The organism is Nonomuraea cavernae, from assembly GCF_014646355.1.
GTDB classification, from domain to species: domain Bacteria; phylum Actinomycetota; class Actinomycetes; order Streptosporangiales; family Streptosporangiaceae; genus Nonomuraea; species Nonomuraea cavernae.
The window spans coordinates 73,301-74,679 of record NZ_BMNH01000009.1 but is presented as its reverse complement, the minus strand read 5'-3'; the positions used below and the strand labels follow the sequence as shown (position 1 = coordinate 74,679).

Annotated in this window: 4 protein-coding genes; 1 reads left to right on the top strand and 3 read right to left on the bottom strand. The window is 68.5% G+C overall.

Annotated elements, in window-relative coordinates; all coding sequences use genetic code 11:
- Nucleotides 1-224: hypothetical protein (locus tag IEY82_RS38780; RefSeq protein ID WP_194518796.1), on the bottom strand; the 224-nt coding region annotated here is incomplete at its 3' end.
- Nucleotides 225-310: 86 nt separating this feature from the next.
- Between IEY82_RS38780 and IEY82_RS17115 the strand changes: the two genes are divergently transcribed.
- Entirely contained in the window at nucleotides 311-556 is a 246-nt protein-coding gene (locus IEY82_RS17115) for a GntR family transcriptional regulator (RefSeq protein WP_189125124.1), read from the top strand.
- An 86-nt stretch (nucleotides 557-642) separates the two neighbouring features.
- Here the strand turns inward: IEY82_RS17115 and IEY82_RS17110 are convergent, their stop codons facing one another.
- Both IEY82_RS17110 and IEY82_RS17105 read right to left on the bottom strand, forming a co-directional pair.
- Nucleotides 643-822 (bottom strand): hypothetical protein, encoded by a 180-nt coding sequence (locus IEY82_RS17110; RefSeq protein WP_189125123.1) that lies wholly within the window; start codon nucleotides 820-822, stop codon nucleotides 643-645.
- 145 nt (nucleotides 823-967) lie between these two features.
- Nucleotides 968-1,379: hypothetical protein (locus IEY82_RS17105; protein ID WP_229697604.1), on the bottom strand; the 412-nt coding region annotated here is incomplete at its 5' end.

Sequence of the window (1,379 nt, the reverse complement as noted above, 5' to 3'; positions counted from 1 at the left end):
CCGTGGCCGACGCCGTAGACGCCGGGCCTGTTCGGGCATTCGGCGGCCGGTACGGTCTCCTGGCCGTAGACGGCGAGCCATAGCCAGCCGCCGTAGACGCTGTAGGCCCGCATGATCGTTGCGCTGCAGGCAGAGCACACCGTGTCGGGTACGGCGTCGAGCGCGGCGGCGATGCGCTTTTGCGCTGCGGCGATCTCGGCAGGTCGATCACTGGGGGAAGTCATGCGGACACCATATGTTAGGTGTACTACCCCCGGCTAGCCTCTGGGGTAGCTATGGTTCGTTTCGGCTGGTCACATAGCCTGCCGACATGATCGACAGAGAGGGACCCGTACCGCCGTACCGGCAGATCGCCAACGCGCTACGGGAGCGGATCACCTCTGGCGACATCCCGCCCGGACGCCGCATCCCTTCCATGGTCGAGCTGGAAGCCGAGTACGAGGTCGCCCGCGACACCATCCGTAAGGCGGTCCAGGTCCTCAAGGACGAAGGGCTTGTGGAGACCGTCAGCGGCATGGGCGTCTACGTCATCGAACCCGCAGGCGGCGAAGGGTGAGCCCCACGAGCGCGAGGGGCGGAATCCCGCGCATGCGCAGGATTTGAGAGGTCAGGAGTAAGCCCCACGTGCGCGAGGGGCGGAAGCTACCGGCGCAGGTTGCCCTTGCCGCCGCAGCGCTGGCACGAACCGTACGCCCGTCCGCTGATCCGCGACGTCTGACGGCCGGACCCCTTGCACTTCCGGCAGAACTTACGCGGGTGCCGCTGCCGGTCCCACAGCACGTAGAGGACTAACAGCGTCACGCCGACGATGACGAGTTCCATGGTGTGTCCTTCCTGGGGCCCGTAGACCCGTCCTAGGCCCGTATCCGGGCGGTGCTGCTAGAGGTGCTAGAGGTGTTAGAGCGCTGGTGGGGGAGCTGTTAGGCAGCCCGCTAGACCTAGCAGGGGCAGACCGCCTAACAGCCGCCTAGCGGTCGAGCAGAGCGGCCACGTCCTCACGCCGCCAGCCGCGGCCGGCGTTGCCCCCGTCGCGCCAGATCTGCTTCAGCGGGACCGGCCCCAACTCCTCGGCGAGCCTCGACCGTTCCCAGCCGAGCCGTTCGGCCAGCTCGTCAGGTAGCAGCTTGTCGTCCTCGCCGAACGCGGCCAGTACGGCGTCAAGCTGGGTGGTGTCGTCGACCGGCTGTTCTCTCGGCGGCAGGGTGCCGGCCGCGCGGCGCAGCTCGTACGCCACGGCGGCGACGTCGGACAGGTCGGTGCCGGCGTCGTCGAGGAAGTAGGACCGGAGCTTGACCGGATCCGAGCCGTCCGCGTCGAGGATGCCGACGCCGCGGTGAGACCTGGGGATCTCCGACGCGTCGTACCCGGCGCCGGCCGCG